This is a genomic window from Oleisolibacter albus (assembly GCF_003336875.1).
GTDB classification, from domain to species: domain Bacteria; phylum Pseudomonadota; class Alphaproteobacteria; order Azospirillales; family Azospirillaceae; genus Niveispirillum; species Niveispirillum album.
In genome coordinates this window covers 1-16,132 of record NZ_QGNJ01000001.1, presented here as the reverse complement: position 1 = coordinate 16,132, position 16,132 = coordinate 1, and the positions used below count along the sequence as shown (strand labels likewise).

Annotated in this window: 14 protein-coding genes; 2 read left to right on the top strand and 12 right to left on the bottom strand. The window is 65.0% G+C overall.

Annotation, left to right across the window (positions count from 1 at the left end):
- Position 1 precedes the first annotated feature (1 nt).
- The gene (locus tag DK368_RS00070) at positions 2 to 799 is read right to left on the bottom strand and encodes an RNA methyltransferase (RefSeq protein ID WP_114391520.1); all 798 of its coding nucleotides are present in this window, start codon (positions 797 to 799) and stop codon (positions 2 to 4) included.
- 39 nt (positions 800 to 838) lie between these two features.
- Entirely contained in the window at positions 839 to 2,467 is a 1,629-nt protein-coding gene (cimA, locus tag DK368_RS00065) for a citramalate synthase (RefSeq protein WP_114391519.1), read from the bottom strand.
- A 341-nt stretch (positions 2,468 to 2,808) separates the two neighbouring features.
- Here cimA and DK368_RS00060 point away from each other — a divergent pair, with 341 nt between their 5' ends.
- Entirely contained in the window at positions 2,809 to 3,270 is a 462-nt protein-coding gene (locus DK368_RS00060) for a spore coat protein U domain-containing protein (RefSeq protein WP_114391518.1), read from the top strand.
- A gap of 212 nt (positions 3,271 to 3,482) precedes the next feature.
- Here DK368_RS00060 and parC read toward each other — a convergent pair whose 3' ends face one another.
- Together parC and recO are read right to left on the bottom strand one after the other, a co-directional pair.
- On the bottom strand, positions 3,483 to 5,762 hold the full coding sequence (parC, locus tag DK368_RS00055; RefSeq protein WP_114391517.1) for a DNA topoisomerase IV subunit A: 2,280 nt from the start codon (positions 5,760 to 5,762) through the stop codon (positions 3,483 to 3,485).
- Positions 5,759 to 6,526, bottom strand: a complete 768-nt coding sequence (gene recO, locus DK368_RS00050; protein WP_114392052.1) for a DNA repair protein RecO — start codon at positions 6,524 to 6,526, stop codon at positions 5,759 to 5,761. Before recO ends, parC begins: the two co-directional genes overlap by 4 nt.
- Positions 6,527 to 6,681: 155 nt before the next feature.
- On the opposite strand from recO, the gene DK368_RS00045 reads away from it, so the two are divergent.
- On the top strand, positions 6,682 to 8,892 hold the full coding sequence (locus DK368_RS00045; RefSeq protein WP_240002266.1) for a putative bifunctional diguanylate cyclase/phosphodiesterase: 2,211 nt from the start codon (positions 6,682 to 6,684) through the stop codon (positions 8,890 to 8,892).
- On the opposite strand, the gene era is transcribed toward DK368_RS00045, so the two are convergent.
- The 8 genes from era to rpoZ form a co-directional block, all read right to left on the bottom strand.
- The gene (gene era / locus DK368_RS00040; protein WP_114391515.1) at positions 8,859 to 9,827 is read right to left on the bottom strand and encodes a GTPase Era; all 969 of its coding nucleotides are present in this window, start codon (positions 9,825 to 9,827) and stop codon (positions 8,859 to 8,861) included. The genes DK368_RS00045 and era overlap by 34 nt on opposite strands.
- Entirely contained in the window at positions 9,824 to 10,543 is a 720-nt protein-coding gene (rnc, locus tag DK368_RS00035) for a ribonuclease III (protein WP_114392051.1), read from the bottom strand. The genes era and rnc overlap by 4 nt, the downstream gene beginning before the upstream one ends.
- Positions 10,544 to 10,553: 10 nt before the next feature.
- Positions 10,554 to 11,342 carry a signal peptidase I gene (lepB, locus tag DK368_RS00030; RefSeq protein ID WP_114391514.1) on the bottom strand — a complete coding sequence of 263 codons (789 nt, stop codon included), beginning with the start codon at positions 11,340 to 11,342 and terminating at the stop codon, positions 10,554 to 10,556.
- A gap of 31 nt (positions 11,343 to 11,373) precedes the next feature.
- A complete protein-coding gene (gene acpS / locus DK368_RS00025) occupies positions 11,374 to 11,784 on the bottom strand; it encodes a holo-ACP synthase (RefSeq protein WP_114391513.1) in 411 nt (136 codons plus the stop codon).
- On the bottom strand, positions 11,781 to 12,530 hold the full coding sequence (locus DK368_RS00020) for a pyridoxine 5'-phosphate synthase (protein WP_114391512.1): 750 nt from the start codon (positions 12,528 to 12,530) through the stop codon (positions 11,781 to 11,783). Before DK368_RS00020 ends, acpS begins: the two co-directional genes overlap by 4 nt.
- On the bottom strand, positions 12,527 to 13,108 hold the full coding sequence (locus DK368_RS00015) for a DUF2062 domain-containing protein (RefSeq protein WP_205027983.1): 582 nt from the start codon (positions 13,106 to 13,108) through the stop codon (positions 12,527 to 12,529). Before DK368_RS00015 ends, DK368_RS00020 begins: the two co-directional genes overlap by 4 nt.
- A gap of 20 nt (positions 13,109 to 13,128) precedes the next feature.
- Entirely contained in the window at positions 13,129 to 15,336 is a 2,208-nt protein-coding gene (locus tag DK368_RS00010) for a RelA/SpoT family protein (protein WP_240002265.1), read from the bottom strand.
- 63 nt (positions 15,337 to 15,399) lie between these two features.
- Complete coding sequence (rpoZ, locus tag DK368_RS00005) at positions 15,400 to 15,822, bottom strand: DNA-directed RNA polymerase subunit omega (RefSeq protein WP_114391511.1); 423 nt, start codon at positions 15,820 to 15,822, stop codon at positions 15,400 to 15,402.
- Between the last annotated feature and the right edge of the window lie 310 nt (positions 15,823 to 16,132).

Below are 16,132 nucleotides of genomic sequence, written 5' to 3'. Positions count from 1 at the left end.
CTCAGTCGTCCTGACTGGACACACGCTGCTTCTTACGCCCGGTCAGGGCGGCGATGATGCCGTGGAAGGTCCGGACCTCCTGTTCGGTCATGTGCGCCCGCTGCAGCGTATTGCGCACATTGCGGACCATGGAGGGCTTCTTGTCGGGATGGGTGTAGAAGCCTGTCTGGTCCAATTCCCCTTCCAGATGCTCGAACAGATTCTGCAACTCGCCCTTGGTGCAGGGGCGGCTCTGACCGGTGTGGAGATAGCGCTCCTCCACCTCCACACCCTCCATCCACCATTCGTAGGCAACCAGCAGAACGGCCTGCGCCAGGTTCAGGGAAGAAAAACCGGGGTTCAGCGGGACCGAGATCATGGTGTCCGACAGGACGATGTCGTCATTGGTCAGGCCGGTCCGCTCCGGCCCGAAGATGACCCCGATGCGGCGGCCGGCCTGCCAATGGGCCCGCATTTCTCCAGCTGCTTCCCGCGGCGTGACGATGGGTTTTACCATGCCGCGCACGCGCGCCGCCGTGGAATAGACCTTCTGCAGGTCGGCGATGGCCTCTTCCGTGCTGGTGAAGACCCGCACGCGGTCCAGGACCTGGGTGGCGCCAGCCGAGGCGGAAACGGCCTTCTCGTTGGGCCAGCCGTCGCGCGGATTGACCAGCCGCAGGTCGGTCAGGCCGCAATTCAGCATGGCCCTGGCGCAGGTGCCGATATTCTCTCCCATCTGGGGTTCGATGAGAATGACAGCCGGGCCGGCACCGTCCGCATCCGCCTTCGCCAGTTCCACCCGGTTGGTTCCGCTCGACATCTCAACTCCGCCCACGGCTCAATCACCCGGCGGTGCCCGTCAGGCCACTGCCGTGGCGGTGTCGATACGCGCCCCCGCCCGGTAGAGGCAATAGGTAATGCTGTCCGACAGGGCATTGAAACTGGCATCGATGATGTTGGCGGACACGCCGACGGTGGACCAGCGATTGCCGGCACGGTCACCGCTTTCGATCATGACGCGGGTGACAGCCTTGGTCCCGTCCTGGGGCGTCAGGATGCGAACCTTGTAATCCACCAGCCGCAGCCCCTCCAAGGCGGGATAGACCGGGATCAAGGCCTTGCGCAGGGCCTGATCCAGGGCGTTGACCGGCCCATTCCCCTCGGCAACGGTCATCAGGGGCTGCCCGGGCGCACCACCGGGAACATCGACCTTGGTGGTGGCTTCCGACAGGGTCACCAGTTCGCCGCGCAGGTTCCAGCGCCGTTCGTCCAGCACACGGAAACTGACCAGCCTGAAATAGTCCGGCACATCGCCCAGGGCACGCCGGGCCAGGAGTTCAAAACTGGCCTCGGCCCCATCATAGGCAAAGCCTTCGAACTCCCGCTGCTTGACCAGATCCACCAGCCTGCCGATGCGCGGGTCATCGCCGGACAACACGATTCCCACCTCGCGCAGGCGGGACAGGATATTGGAACGACCGGCCTGATCGGACACCAGCACGTGCCGGCGGTTTCCCACCTGCGCCGGATCGATGTGTTCGTAGCTGCTGGGGTCCTTCTCCACCGCTGAAACATGCAGGCCGCCCTTATGGGCGAAGGCCGCCTCCCCCACATAGGGCGCGTGACGGTTGGGTGCGCGGTTCAGGCGCTCGTCCAGCAGTCGGCTGATATGGACCAGCCGCGTCAGATTCCCATGGCTGACGCCGGTCTCGAACCCCATTTTCAGCATGAGGGTGGGTAATAGCGAAACCAGATTGGCGTTGCCGCAACGCTCCCCCAACCCGTTCAGGGTGCCCTGGATCATCCGGGCTCCGGCACGCACTGCTGCCAGACTGTTGGCGACGGCATTCTCCGTATCATTGTGGCAATGGATGCCGAGCCGCTCACCGGGGATGCTGCGGGCCACCTCGGTGACGATCCGCTCGATCTCGTGGGGCAGGGTTCCGCCATTGGTATCGCACAGCACGATCCAGCGCGCCCCGGCCTCATAGGCGGAACGGACGCAGGCCAGGGCATAGTCTGGATTGGCCTTGTAGCCGTCGAAAAAATGCTCCGCATCGAACAGCGGCTCCCGCCCGCGGGCGGCGATGGCCGCGATGCTGTCGGCGATGAGGGCGAGATTCTCGTCGCGGGGGATGGCCAGGGCCACGTCCACATGGAAATCCCAGCTTTTCCCGACGATGCAGACAGCAGGGGCCTCACTGCCCAGCAGGGCATTGAGGCCGGGGTCATTGGCGGCGCTGCGCCCCGGGCGTCGGGTCATACCGAACGCCGTGAATCTCGCCCGGGCCAAGGAGGGAAGATCCGAAAAAAACGCGTCGTCTGTCGGGTTGGCACCCGGCCATCCCCCCTCGACATAGTCGATACCCAGCGCATCAAGCTCACGGGCAAGGGCGCACTTGTCCGCCACGGTGAAATCCACGCCGGATGTCTGCGCTCCGTCGCGCAGGGTCGTGTCATAGAGGTAGACACGGTTCATTTCGTTCATTTCTGCTGCGTCATTCGTAATCCTATTGCGAGAATAGGCCCATGCCATGCCTGTAATCAACCCGCACGCACCCGGCGGTGGAGGATGGCGGCGTTGCACGGGAAGCGCCATGCCCCGGCCCGAACATCGCCCGCGCAATTTGCATTGTGCAATGCATATTATAAAAGGCCGAGGTGAATTTTGCATTTTTCAATGCATTTTATAAAACCGTAGTGGCTTTCCGCTTCGATGATGGGGAAATCAGCACGCCAGATCGGCCAGATCGCACCAAATCATACTTGGCACGGTTCGTGCTTTCCTTTGCTGGCATGAAGGCGTTGAACGCCCCACCGATCTGAAGGATGCCGACCGTGACCAAGACCCTGCTTGCCGCTCTGATCGCCACTGCCGCCCTGGCCACCCCGGCCTTTGCTCAGAGCGCGTCCGGCACCATCCGGCTCAATGGCACGGTGGCTCTGACCTGCACGGTCGCCGTGGCCGATGCGAACCAGAGCCTGAACCTGCTGAGTGGCGAGAACGAAAAGGTCGTCGGCACCGTTACCGAGAATTGCAACGGCGCCCAGGGCTACCGGATCAGCCTCAGCTCCAGCAACAATGGCCGTCTGAAGAGCGGCAACAATGCCATCGATTACCAGGTGAAGTACGAGAACCAGGGCGGCTCCCTGGGCGGCACCATGGTCGTCGACCGCGGCAATGCCCAGTTCGACAAGCGGGTGGACCTGAAGGTCACCGTTCCGGCCAATGCCCAGGCCATCGCCGGCGCCTATACCGACACCGTGACGATCCAGATCGCCGCCAAGTAACGTCCGCCTCGCACACCTTCATCCATCGGATCAAGCCCCGCTGCAGTGTCTGCAGCGGGGCTTTCCGTTTCGACCGCTCTACGCTTTCGCCCGCTCCCGGTAAACCGGGTCCTTGGACGCGGCTCACCTCCCTTGCGGCAGGAAGAGCGCCCCTCGCCAGGTTTTTGCAGGCAAGGAGCGTTCAGTTCCGACCGGAGAAGCTGGTGTCCGGCCTATCCCCTGAACCGGTTGTTCTTGGGGAAGCCATTGGGCGGCAGCTTGCCCTGGGTTCCACGATAGGCCACCCATCCGTTCAATTCGGGCGGCGCAACTGTGCGCGTGCGTTCCCCCGTGCCGCCCATCGGCCAGGACAGCCCCTCGTCCAGCTTGAACACGGTCAGATCGGACAGGCTGGCATCCTTGTACTTCTGCAGGGCCACGCCCTTGCCGCGCGCCAGCACCGGGATCTCTTCCAGTTTGAAGACCAGGAGCTTGCGGTTGTTGCCGATGACGGCCACCGTATCGGCCTCCTCCTGCACCGGAATGGCCAAGGCGGCGACACTGCCATCGCCGACATTCAGGATCTGTTTTCCGGCCCGGGTCTGGGCCACCACCTCGTCCGCCGCGACCTGGAAGCCACGACCGTCGCTGGCAGCCACAACGAGCTTCTGCCCCGGCACATGCGGCAGCAGTGTGACGATCTCGGCATCCCCCAGATCGGCCATCAGCCGGACCGGTTCACCGAAGCCGCGACCACGGGGCAGCTTGTCCGCCGCCAGCGTATAGAACTTGCCGTTGCTGGCGAAGACCAGGAGCTTGTCCGTGGTCTGCACCCGCAGCACGAAGGCCTCCTTGTCGCCTTCCTTGTATTTCGCCTCTGCGGCCTCGGCCGGCGACAGGTGCTTGGAAACCGCCCTGATCCAGCCCTTCTCGGACAGGAACACGGTGATCGGCTCGCGCTCGATCAGCGCGTCCACCGGCACCTCGATCTCCGCCGGGGCATCGCCCACCTCGGTCCGGCGTTCTCCCAGCGCGGTGGAGCGGCCGAACTTCTTGTCCATGTCCGCCACCTCCCTGGAGATGGCCTTCCAGCGCTTATGCCCATCCTCCAGCAGGCCGGCGAGCACCGCCCGCTCCTTGGTCAGCGCTTCGTTCTCCTTGCGGATCTCGAATTCCTCGAGCTTGCGCAGGGAGCGCAGGCGCATGTTGAGAATGGCTTCCGCCTGGACATCCGTCAGACCGAACCGCGCCATCAGCGCTTGTTTCGGTTCATCCTCCTCGCGGATGATGCGGATGACCTCGTCGATGTTGAGATAGGCGATGAGGTAGCCGCCCAACACTTCCAGCCGGTGATCGATCTGTCCCAGCCGATGACGGCTGCGCCGGATCAGCACGTCCTGACGGTGGTCCAGGAACGCCCGCAGCACCTCATGCAGGGTCATGACGCGTGGAACCAGCCCACCGTCGCGGGCATCCAGCACATTCATGTTCATGCTGAAGCGGGTTTCCAGGTCCGTGTTGCGGAACAGCTGCTCCATCATCACGGCCGGGTCCACATTGCGGCTCTTCGGTACCAGCACCAGCCGGATATCCTCGGCCGACTCGTCGCGGACATCGTCCAGCAGGGGCAGCTTCCGCTCGCCCAGAAGCTCGGCAATCTTCTCCACCAGCCGCGACTTCTGAACCTGATAGGGGATCTCGGTGACCACCACCTGCCACGTTCCCTGGGCCAGCGGCTCCTTGTGCCAGCGGGCGCGGGTGCGGAAGGCGCCGCGGCCGGTGCGGTAGGCCTCGATGATGTTCTCGCGGCTTTCCACCAGCACGCCGCCGGTGGGAAAGTCCGGACCGGGCATCCAGCTGACCAGTTCCTCGACGGTCACTGGCCGGCGCTTTTCCGGAACCGGCAGAAGTTCCCGCTCGATGATCAGGTTCAGGGCACCGCAGATCTCCCCCACATTATGGGGCGGGATGTTGGTGGCCATGCCCACGGCAATACCCGCCGACCCGTTGGCCAGCAGGTTGGGGAAAGCGGCGGGCAGCACCGCCGGTTCCTCTCCCTCCCCGTCATAGGTGGGGCGGAAGTCGGTGGCATCCTCGTCGATGCCGGCCAGCATGGCCTTGGCCACCTCGGTCAGCCGCGCTTCGGTGTAGCGCATGGCCGCGGCGTTATCGCCATCGATGTTGCCGAAATTGCCCTGACCCTCCACCAGCGGATAGCGGGCGGCGAATTCCTGGGCCAGACGCACCAGCGCGTCATAAACGGACTGGTCCCCATGGGGATGGAACTTACCGATCACGTCGCCGACCACGCGGGCAGACTTTTTCGGCGGGGTGCTGGGGTCCAGCTTCAGCTGGCTCATGGCGAACAGCAGCCGCCGGTGAACCGGCTTCAGGCCGTCGCGCACATCCGGCAGCGAACGGGAAACGATGGTGGACAGGGCGTAGGACAGGTAGCGCTCGCCCAGGGCCTCGGCGAGCCGCTTGTCCAGGATCTCAAGAGCGGCGTCAGTCATGCCGGTGTTGTACCAGATCTGGTGTGAATACGGGTATAGCGTTCCACGAATCGCGTCCGCGCCGGCGGCATCTCCGCATGACGCTGGGCAAACAGGTGCCGCTCCAGGAAATGGCCGGTCAGGGTAAGGCCGGCCAGGACCTCCTCCGGACCGCCCGCGGATTGGCCCAGCAGGAAAGACGGCAGACGCAGCAGCTTGTCCCGGAACGGTTCCCCGGCTGTCAGGCTCACGGCACGCCCGGTCCGGGGGCTGACATAGGCCAGGTAATCGTTGGCCCCCTGTGCTCCCTGTGCCTCCAGCCCGGTCGCGGCGCAGCGTGTCAGATCCAGTCCGAAACCGCCGACCTCCAGCAATCCCACCTCCCAGCGCACATAGACCTCTGCCCAGAACGGGCTCTCAAACGAGTCCAGCAGCGCCACCATTCCGTCATAAAGGCTGGCATGCGGTTCCCGCTCGGGAAGAACGGCATCGACAAGGGCACAGGCAGCGACCAGGGCCCCCAGACGCAGCGGATCATCCAGCAACAGAGCAGCGCCGGATCGGACCGGCTCGAGGCTGTAATGGCCGAGTTGGTCGGCCAGACGGGCCTTCCAGGTGGCGCGCACCACGGTCCCCGGCTCGACAACCGGACGAATGCGGCTGGACCGCCCCCCATGGACAAGGCCGGCATGGCGTCCGTGTTCACGGGTCAGGAGCGATGCCAGGGCGGCGCTATCGGCATAGGGACGGGACGACAGCACAATGGCGTCATCTGTCCATTCCATGGCTGGCGCTCCCCCGTATCGTGGCAGAACCGATATCTGCAACGGGCAGGCGACCGTTACCAGTGCAGAAAGCTGTTTCCGCACGGGACCGCGTGTACAATGCGGCAAAGTGGTATATAAACCCATTAAGCAACAAATTTGGTCTGATCGCGTCCGTGCCCATTTCCCCCTCCCCCATCGCCTTTGGTGAGGCCGCGGTCGCAACGACCATCCGCCTGGGTCGGCCTGATGGTGATGCCGCTCAGATCCGGCTGGACTGGGAGCGTCACGCCCTGGCGGCGGCAGCCGGTAATGACGGGATCTACGATTGGGACCTGCGGTCGGATCGAATCTACTATTCCCCGATCCTGCTGTCCCTGTTCGGCCTGACCGAGACCGACATGGGCGATCGGCCGGAAAGCTGGCTACGGCGCGTCCATCCGGATGATCTGATCTGGCTTCAGGCCACACTGGACGCCCAGGCCAATTGCGGCGGGAAGCCGTTCCAGATCGAATTCCGCTTCCGCCACGGCAATGGGGACTGGCACTGGATGCTGTGCCGTGGCCTCAGTGTTCTTGACGCGGCTGGTGAGCCTGTGCGGATTGTCGGGGCCCAGACCGATATCACCGAGCACAAGCTCGCCAAGGAACAGCTGCGCCAGTCGGAGGAGCGTTACGCCCTGGCTGCTCTCGGCGCCAATGACGGGCTGTGGGACTGGCGCATTCCCGAAGGTGACGTGTTCTATTCGGCACGCTGGATGGAGATGCTCGGGCTTCCGGGGGGAGAACGCACCGGCCGCATCGAAGACTGGATCGACCTGGTCCATCCGGAAGACCGAAGTGACCTTGAATCCGCTGTGCGCCTGCATCTGGCCGGCGGCAGCGATCATCTCGAACGCGAGGTCAGGGTCCGCCACACCAGCGGCGCTGAACGCTGGGTTCTGATCCGGGGGGTCGCCATCCGCGAGGCCAATGGCGCGGCGGTGCGGATGGCCGGCAGCATGACCGATATCACCGCCCGCAAGCGAGCAGAACAGCAACTGCTTTTCGATGCCTTCCATGACGGGTTGACCGGCCTTCCCAACCGGTCACTGCTGCTCGACCGCATCAGCCAGGCGCTTGACCGGCGTCTCCGCCCCGGCGATCCGCATCATGCGCTGATCCTCCTCGACCTGGACCATTTCAATACGATCAATGACAGCCTCGGCCCGCTGGCGGGGGATCAGGTGCTGCGGGTAACGGCGCAGCGCCTGCAACAGACCCGGCAGCCCGGCGATACGGTGGCCCGGATCGCCAGCGATGAATTCGCCGTGCTGGTCAGTGACGCCTCCGACACGAAGGCGGCCCTGGCCGTGGCCCAACGCGTGGCCGCCGCCCTGGCGGCCCCCATCACCCTGTCCCGCGGCGAGACCATTGTCCTGACGATCTCCTGCGGTATTTCCCTGTCCGACAGCGGCTATACCAACGCCGGCGACATGCTGCGCGATGCAAGCCTTGCCATGGTCCGCGCCAAGGCCGCCGGGCGGAATCGGATCGAAATGTTCGACCGGGCGCTGCACGATCAGGCCATCGCCCGGCTGCGGATGGAAACCGATCTGCGCCAGGCCCTGGACAATCAGGAACTGAGACTCGTCTATCAGCCCATTGTCCGCTTCTCCGACCGGCGTATCGCCGGCTTTGAAGCGCTGATCCGATGGCAGCATCCCCAGCGCGGGCTGATCGGCCCGGCGGAGTTCGTGCCCTTGGCCGAGGAAACCGGGCTCATCCTGGGTATCGGCCGCTGGGCCATGATGGAAGCGGCACGGCGGTTGGCGCTCTGGCAACAGAGCTTCGACCCGACCCTGTTCGTCAGCGTCAACGTGTCAGCCCGGCAGATGCTGGATGACGATGTTGTCAGTCTCGTCCGTGATGTTCTGCTCAACAGCGGGGTTCCGCCATCGGCACTGCGGCTGGAGATCACGGAAAGTCTGCTGATGGACGATCCCAACCGCTGCGCCGGCATCATGCAGCAGATCCGGGATCTCGGCGTTTCCCTATCGCTGGATGATTTCGGAACCGGCTTCTCCAGCCTGTCCTACCTGCATCGCTACCCCGTCTCCACGCTGAAGATCGACCGGAGTTTTGTACGGGCCACCGGTGCCGGTGACCGCCGGGCGGCCATTGCCCGCCTCATTACCCTGCTGGCCGAGGCCATGGATCTGGACGTGGTGGCCGAAGGCATCGAAAGCGAGGCCGAGGCCGACTATCTCGGCAGCCTGACCTGCCAGTACGGCCAGGGCTATTTCTTCTCGCCCCCCGTTCCCGACACCGAAGCGGAGGCCATGCTGGCACGGCAAGCCATGCCAGCGACGGGTCAGGCGTTGAAATCCAGCCCCCAGGCCTCGTAACGCTCGGGGTCGTCGGTCCAGTTCTCCCGCACCTTGACGAACAGGAACAGGTGGACACGCCGCTCCAGCATGGTCGCCAGCTCCTGGCGCGCGGCGGTGCTGATCTGCTTCACCCGGCTGCCGCCCTTGCCCAGAATGATGGCCTTCTGGCTGTCGCGCTGGACATAGATGACCTGGGAGATCTTGACGCTGCCATCCTCGAACTCCTCCCAGCTCTCGGTCTCGACCGTCGCGGCATAGGGGAGTTCCTGGTGCAGCTGCAGGAACAGCTTCTCGCGCGTGACCTCGGCCGCCAGCAGACGCTCGGGCATGTCGGACAGCTGGTCCGGCGGATAGAGCCAGGGTCCCTCGGGCACCGCCTTGGCGAAATGGTCCAGCAGATCGGTCAGGCCGTCGCCGGTCAGGGCCGACACCATGAAGACGTCGGTGAAGATGCCGGTCTCCTGGAAACTGGCAGCGAAGCCCAGCAGCTTGTCGCGTTTGATCAGGTCGATCTTGTTCAGGACCAGGATGGCGCTGCGGCCTGCGTCCTTGAGATTGTCGAGGATCGCCTGGGTGTCGTCATCGATGCGGGATTGCGAGGCATCGAACAGGACCGCCACCAGATCGGCATCGGTGGCTCCCTGCCATGCCGCCGCGACCATGGCCCGTTCCAACCGCTTCTTGGGACGGAAGATGCCAGGCGTATCGACGAACAGGAGTTGGGCATCACCATGCACGCCAATCCCCAGGACCCGGGAGCGCGTCGTCTGCACCTTGGGGCTGACGATCGAGACCTTCGAGCCGACCAGGGCGTTGAGCAAGGTGGATTTTCCGGCATTGGGCGCACCGACCAGCGCCACGAAACCGCAGCGAGGGTGCTCGGGCAGCGCTGCGGCCTCATCGCCCGGATGGGCGTTCAGAAACTCGCCGATGATGTCGCGTTCGTCGTTCATGCTGTCCCGGTCTTGATGATGCGGAGCAGGATCGCCGCCGCCGCCTTTTCTGCCGCCCGCTTGGATGAGCCGCTCGCCGTCACCGGTGCATGCCCGTCCACCGTCACCCGCACCTCGAAGACCGGCGCGTGATCCGGGCCGGTACGGCCCAATGTTTCATAGAGGGGCAGTTTCCTGCCACGGGCGAGAGCCCATTCCTGTAGAGCCGTCTTCACATCCTGCGGCGGACCGCTGGCCGCTTCAAGCCGCGGCGTCCAATGGACGTGGATGAAGGCGCGTGCCACCGGCAGGCCCCCGTCCAGATACAGCGCGCCGATCACCGCTTCGCAGGCATCGGCCATGATGGCGGGCTTCACCGCCCCGGTCGGATCATGTTCGCCGGGCGCCAGCCGGATAAAGGCCCCTAGCCCGATGGCCTCCGCCACCTCCAGCAGCGCCTCGGCCCGGACCAGTGCGGTCAGGCGCCGGGCCAAGGCGCCCTCCGGCTCGGCCGGGAAGCGTTCCATCAGCCATTCCGCGATGACCAGCCCCAGCACCCGGTCCCCCAGGAACTCCAGCCGTTCATAACCGCGCCCGACCATGGTCCGGTCCACACCGGCCATGCTGGTGTGGGTCAGGGCCAGGATCAGGCGGCCGGGATCGGAAAACCGATGCCCCAGCCGATCCTCCAAGGAACGTAGCAGAACCGGATCAACCGGCAGAGGCGACGATGACATGCTCATGGCCTCAATGAATGCCCTGGCCCATGCGCGACAGGCGCAGAGCCCGCGGCCACTTCCAGAATTCCCAGAAGCGGACACCCTCATCCAGGGAGAAGAAGAGCACCTGGGCGGGTCCGACCAGATTCTCCACCGGAATGAAGCCGACCTCAGTGGTGCGGCTGTCCAGCGAATTGTCGCGATTGTCGCCCATGCCGAAGACATAACCCGGCGGCACCACGAAGACCGGCGTGTTGTCCAGTGGACCGTTGTCGCCCAGCGTTTCGATGATGGAGTGGGTGAGGCCGTTGGGCAGCGTCTCCAGATACCGGGGAACAGTCACCGGTGCCGTGACACCCTGGCCGATGACATAGCCGTCCGACGGCTGCAGCGCCACCTCGGCACCATTGACGTGCAGAATTCCGCCGATGACCTGGATACGGTCGCAGGGCAAACCGACAATGCGCTTGATATAGTCCTGCTTGGGGTCGCGCGGCAGCTTGAACACGGCGACGTCGCCACGCTCCGGCAGACGCCCGAACAGGCGGCCCGGCGCATCCTTGCAATCCTCGGCCCGGGGTGGCGTCTGGTCGCCCCAGACCAGGAAGCTGGGCAGCGAATAGCGGCTGTAGCCGTAGCTGAATTTTGACACGAACAGATAGTCGCCGACCAACAGTGTCGGGATCATCGAACCCGAGGGGATGTTGAAGGGTTCAAAGGCGATGGTGCGGATGCCGAAGGCGATCAGGATGGCATACACCACCGTTTTGATCGTTTCGCCCCAGCCCGCGTCCGTGGCGGTCTTGGTGGTCTTCATGCGCGGAGCCTACGGGCTGTCGATGTGGAGATCATGGAAGCGGAACGGCTGAGATGACGATGAAGGCCTGGGCCAGGGGCGGCTCATCCGTCAGGGAGAGGTGAATCTGCGCCACCATGCCCGGCGGCGTGATGGCCTGCAACCGGACAAGTGCACCGCCCGTCAGTGCCAGGGCCGGGCGGTCATTGGCGCCATTGACCACGCCGATATCCTTGAAATGGACACCATGGTCATACCCGGTCCCCAGCGCCTTGCTGGCCGCTTCCTTGGCGGCATAGCGCTTGGCATAGGAGGCCGCGCGCTGGGCGGGCTGGGTGAACGCATCGGCCCTGGCCCGCTCGGCGGGCGTGAAAACACGGGTGATGAAGCGCTCGCCGAACCGGTCCAGCGACCGCTGCACCCGCCGGATATCCACCAGATCGCTGCCGATCCCCAGGATCATGCGGCGGCCCCGCCGGTGCGGGCGGCGTCCATGCGCCGCCGCATGTCCTGCACTGTCGCCTCAAGCCCCAGGAACAGGGCCTCGCCCATCAGGAAATGGCCGATGTTCAGCTCGACGATGGTCGCAATGGCGGCAACCGGAGCGACATTGTCGAAACTCAATCCATGACCGGCATGGCACTCCAGCCCCAGGGTCTCGGCCTGGGCGGCCGCATCGATGAGGCGCCGCAGTTCCATCGCGCGCGCCGCATCCGTGCCGGCATCGGCATAAGCCCCGGTGTGCAACTCGATGACCGGAGCGCCGACCGCCTGCGCCGCCCGGAGCTGGTCCGGCTCCGGCGCAATGAACAGCGACACGCGGATGCCGGCGGCAGACAAGGCCCGGACCATAGGCTCCAGATGCGCGGCCTGTCCGGCCACGTCGAGCCCCCCTTCGGTCGTCCGCTCTTCCCGGCGCTCGGGCACGAGGCAGACGGCGTGGGGCCGGTGACGCAGGGCGATGCCCAGCATCTCTGCGGTGGCCGCCATTTCCAGATTGAGCGGGCGGTCGATCTCCGCCATCAGCCGGTCGATATCGGCGTCGCGGATATGGCGGCGATCCTCGCGCAGATGGGCGGTGATCCCGTCCGCGCCGGCGGCGATGGCCGCATGCGCCGCACGGACCGGATCGGGGTGAGGGCCGCCGCGGGCATTGCGCAAGGTGGCGACGTGGTCGATGTTGACGCCGAGGCGCAGAGGACGAGTCACGATCCCTTCTCCGTCGGTCCCGATCCGGCCGGCGCCGCGCCGACCGAGGCGGCCTGCCGTTTCAGGCGCCGCTGGACCCGTTGCTGCTGATAGAGGCGGATCAGCGGCTTTGCAATGGCATAGACCAGGGGCCAGACCACCAGTCCCAGAAGCACCCCCCCGGTGATCATCGGCGCGAAGACCTGCCAGGGATGCTCCATCAGGAAACTCAGGGTCAGCTGCTCGGGCGTCCCGTGTCCGGGGACACGGCCCAGCACACGGCATCCCAGCAGATAGCTGGCATACCAGATGGCCGGGAAAGTCCAGGGGTTCCCGACCACGGTGCCGATGGCGGCGGCGATGTAGCTGCCGCGCACGGGCCAGGCGACGACGAAGGACAGCAGAAAATGCAGCCCGATGAAGGGGGTCATCGACGCCGCCGCACCGCTGGCGAGGCCAGCGGCGATGGCATGGGGGGACCCTGGCAACCGGCCCATGCGGTAGGCCAGATAGCGGCCGGTACGGCCCCAGCCCATGCGCGGCCACAGGATTTCGCGCACACGCTGGCTGGTGCTGTAGCGGTTCCGTCGCTGGAACATGGTCCCTTCCCGTCCGCAGATCAGCGGCCGCGCGCGCGCTCTACCGAATTGACCACCGGTGTTGCCCGCAGCGCCGCCATGATGTTGGTGAGATGCTTGACGTCCTTGACGTCGATGTCGATCAGCATCTCGAAATAGTCCGGCGTCCGGCTGGTGATCTTGAGATTGGTGATGTTGCCGCCGTTCTTCCCGATGACGGTGGAGATGGTGCCGAGCGCACCCGGCTCGTTTGACACCATGACCGACAGGCGGCCGACCATATCCTCCGGCAGATCGGCATCCGGGTCCCAGGACACGTCGATCCAGCGCTCGGGGCTTTCGTTGAAGCTCTCCAGCGTCTCGCAATCGATGGTGTGGATGGTCACACCCTTGCCGGTGGTGACGATGCCGACGATGCGGTCGCCGGGGATGGGATGGCAGCAGCGGGCATAATGCACGGCCATGCCAGGGATCAGCCCACGGATGGCCAGCGGCGTGCCCGAACCCTTGCGCGCCTTGGTCTTGGCCAGGCTGATGACCTTGTCGTCGGCCACCTGCGGCGCCGGCGTGCGGTGGCCGGGGAAGATGGCGTTGAACAGGTCGCGGGCACCCACCTGCCCGTTGCCCACGGCGGCCAGAAGATCCTCGACGCTGGGCTGCTGGAAGATCTTCAGAACGGCGTCCAGCGCCTTGTCCGAATAATCGTAGCCTTCCTGCTTGAAGATGCGCTCCATCAGCCCGCGGCCGAGCTTGATGTGCTCCCCGCGCTGCTGGGTGCGGACGAAGCGGCGGATGCGGGCCCGGGCCTTGCCGGTGACGACGAAGCTCTCCCAGTCCACCGAGGGGGTGGAGTTCTTGGAGGTCAGCACCTCCACCTGGTCGCCGTTCTGCAACTGCGCCCGCAGCGGCACCATACGGCCATTGACCTTGGCGCCGACGCAGGTGTCACCCACCTGGCTGTGGACGGCATAGGCGAAATCGACGGGGGTCGCCGCCCGCGGCAGGGCGATGAGATCGCCCTTGGGCGTGAAGCAGAACACCTGGTCCTGGAACAGCTCCAGCTTGGTGTGCTCCAGGAACTCCTCGGGCCGGCTGGCATGTTCCAGGATGTCCAGCAGCTCGCGCAGCCAGCGGTACTGTCGCCCCTCGGTATGGATGCCAGGCGGGGGCTGGCCCTGTTTGTAGGACCAGTGGGCGGCGACGCCCAGCTCGGCCACCTCGTGCATCTCCTTGGTGCGGATCTGCACCTCGATGCGCTGCTTCTCCGGGCCGATGACCGTGGTGTGGATCGACTGGTAGCCGTTGGGCTTCGGCGTCGAGATGTAATCCTTGAACCGGCCGGGGACCACGGGGTAGCGGGCATGGATGATGCCCAGCGCCTGGTAGCATTCGGCCACCGACCGCACCACGATGCGGAAGGCCATGACGTCCGAGAGCTGCTCGAAGGCCACATCCTTCTTCTGCATCTTGCGCCAGATCGAATAGGGCGACTTGCGGCGCCCATAGATCTCCGCCACCTCCAGCGGATGATCGTTGTTCTGGCAGACGGTCTTGCGCAACTCGTCGATGATCCGGTCGACACGGCCGGCGCCCTGTGCCTCCAGATCGTCGAGGCGCTTGCGGATCGACTCATAGGCGTCGGGGTTCAGCTCACGGAAGGACAGCTCCTCCAGCTCGTCCTTCCAGCGCTGGATACCGATGCGCTCTGCCAGCGGCGCATAGATCTCGATGGTTTCGCGCGCGATGCGGCGGCGCTTGTCGGGCCGTAGATATTGCAGCGTCTCCATATTGTGGAGACGGTCGGCCAGCTTGACCAGAAGGACGCGGATATCCTCCGACATGGCCAGCACCAGCTTGCGGAAATTCTCCGCCTGCTTGGCCTGGTCCGACTGTTCGCCGATATTCTGCAGCTCGATCCGGCTGAGCTTGGTCACGCCATCGACCAGCCGGGCCACCTCCGGCCCGAACAGACGCTGGATCTCCTCCAGCGTGGTCAGCGTGTCCTCCACCGTGTCGTGGAGCAGGCCGGTGATGATGCTGTTGGCATCCAGCTTCAGGCTGGTCAGCAGCCAGGACACCCAGATCGGGTGCATGTAATAGGGATCGCCGCTGGCGCGCGTCTGCGACCCGTGCGCCTTCATGGTGAAGACGTAAGCCCGGTTGAGCGCATCCTCGTCCGCGTTGGGATCGTAGGATTTGACGCGCTCAACCAGTTCATACTGGCGGATGATCTTGGCCTGGCGGTTCATCGGCGGGTACCCGCGGCTCGGCGGTCACGCGGGCCCATTTCCTCCATGATCCAGGCCCGTCGCTCAGATACCGTCCTCGTCGGCCAGATCGGCCATCGGCACATCAGTGTCGGTGAAATCGCCCTCGGCACCTTCGGCGGCGGCCTCACCCTCTTCGTCACCAAGATCGCCGGCATCGTCCCCACGGGCGGTGTCCTGCATGGCCCAAGCGGTTTCGCCGGCCATGAGTTCGACGATCTCCTCCTCCGGCTCGTCCTGTTCGGGGACGCGCTGATGGCTCTTGATCAGGCTGTTGCTGAGGGAATCCAGCGACACCGTCTCGTCCGCGATCTCACGCAGGGCGACGACGGGGTTCTTGTCGTTGTCACGGTCCACGCTCAGGGGCGAACCGGCGGTGATGTCGCGGGCGCGCTGGGCAGCCATCATCACCAACTCGAAACGGTTCGGAACCTTGAGGACGCAATCTTCAACGGTAACGCGGGCCATACCGGTACGACTCCAACTACGGTCAAGCCCTTATCTATAGGCGCCGGATTGGTGCATTGCAAGACACCGAACGCCGCTTTCGCCCCGACTTTTTGCGCCCCGGACCCGCACCCGGCTCCGGACGGACAAGGAGACATAAGGAGACCATAAGGCGACCAAACGCACCCAAAGGTGACGCTAAGGTGGACTGCACCCCATCATTGAGACATGTCGCAAAAGCTACAGCATGGTTTCCGCCACCAGTGCCGCCCGGCCGGGCGGCACTGGTGGTTCGTCCTGTGCCTCGAACTCCACCGGGCTCAGGTAGTCG